This window comes from Pseudomonas sp. 7P_10.2_Bac1 (genome assembly GCF_025465935.1).
Taxonomy (GTDB): Bacteria; Pseudomonadota; Gammaproteobacteria; order Pseudomonadales; family Pseudomonadaceae; genus Aquipseudomonas.
In genome coordinates this window covers 1-1,429 of the sequence record NZ_JANLNV010000006.1, presented here as the reverse complement: position 1 = coordinate 1,429, position 1,429 = coordinate 1, and the positions used below count along the sequence as shown (strand labels likewise).

General features: G+C 51.9%; 2 protein-coding genes. Both read right to left on the bottom strand.

From position 1 onward, the window contains the following. Positions 1-792, bottom strand: a 792-nt coding sequence (tssI, locus tag NTD86_RS01075; RefSeq protein ID WP_262200292.1) for a type VI secretion system tip protein TssI/VgrG, incomplete at its 3' end; no start/stop codon positions are given. Between the two features lie 85 nt (positions 793-877). Further along, a complete protein-coding gene (locus NTD86_RS01070) occupies positions 878-1,276 on the bottom strand; it encodes an antitoxin YezG family protein (RefSeq protein ID WP_262200291.1) in 399 nt (132 codons plus the stop codon). Positions 1,277-1,429: the final 153 nt, after the last annotated feature.

Here is a 1,429-nt window from a genome sequence, read left to right as displayed (position 1 = left end):
TATCGGCTGATCGGGGTCCCCGTCGAAGTACTGGATGATTAGCTCCTGACCGATGCGTGGTATGGCCATCGCACCCCAAGTGGTGCCCGCCCAGCCTTGGGCCACGCGGATCCAGCAGGAGCTGTGTTCGTTGTTTTGGCTGGCGCGATCCCAAGGGAAGCTGACTTTCACGCGGCCCCATTTATCGCAGAAGATTTCTTCGTTGGGCGGGCCGACCACGGTGGCGGTTTGCGGGCCGTCGATGCGCGGTTTGGGGCACAGTGGGGCTTTCCAGTCGAACACGGCAGGCGCCAAGGTGGCGTTGTAATGATAGCGGGTGCCCGAGGCGCTGTCGGCAGCTTCTTCTTGTTGGCTGCAGTGTTGGGTGCCGGTGTGCTCGATGCTCACCGTGCGCCAGCGGATGTTCATGTCGTCGCGTGGGTGGTCGATCAGATCGAAGGATTTGCCCGGTTGCAGGCGGGCATCGTCGCCTTCGACCTCGGCGATGCGGGCATCGCTGCGCAGGGCATTCAACCGGGTTTTTGTAAAGGGTTTACCGGCAACATCGCGCTTGTAACGGCCGGGATAATCGAATCGCTCATAGTCGCGCCCCTGGTGCTCAAGCTGGGTGCCGGTGGCGATGTGTTCCTGGTCGTAGCGGGGGTGGGTAAAAGTGTAATCGCGCTGCACCTGGCGGGCGGTGCGCACGTGTTCGGTGTAGCAGAAGCGGTGCAGCGCCGGGCCAGTGCTCCGAAAGTCAGCTGTATGCTCAGTTATGAGCGTGACGTCAGCAGACCGGTCAGCGACCGGCACTGCTGATGGCTTTGTTCAGGCTCTCCATAATTACGAGGTGCTTTTATCAGGCACTCATTGGGGGCAGTGATGTATTGTTTTTTAGTTAGGACCAATCAATTTTTGCTGCTTCACCAAGGTGTTTTTTTATCCATGCTTCACGTCGCTCGGGGCTCAGTCCAAAATCAGATATGTCATCGTAACCTAGCTCTAGATTCATGCTGTAAGTATTGGTTAGGTTAAAAGTTGCTGTGCTCCATGTTTCGTTGTTTTTATCTTTAAGCAAATCTCTGAGTAGGCGAAATTTATCCTCTATTACATGAAGTTCGTCATTTATATATCCGTATGTGTTTTCGGATTTTTTATAAAAAATCTCGGCACCCCATACGTCGTCAATCATCTCCACGCTAATCCAGGCCTCTTGAAAGTCATCTGGTAGTAGGTTTATGAGAAGTTGTCCTATCTCAGGATAAATTTCATCTATATTTTTGGTGGTGGATTTCATATTTTTTCCTAGAGTTTTCCGCCTAAATTATTGCCGTATGTAATTGGTCGTTGGGGTACGCCGTCTATCCATTGTTTAATTGTAACTTTGTCTGGTCGTAAAGAGTCGCCAGTATACTTTGGGGATATTTCTATGCGTACACACTTTCCATTT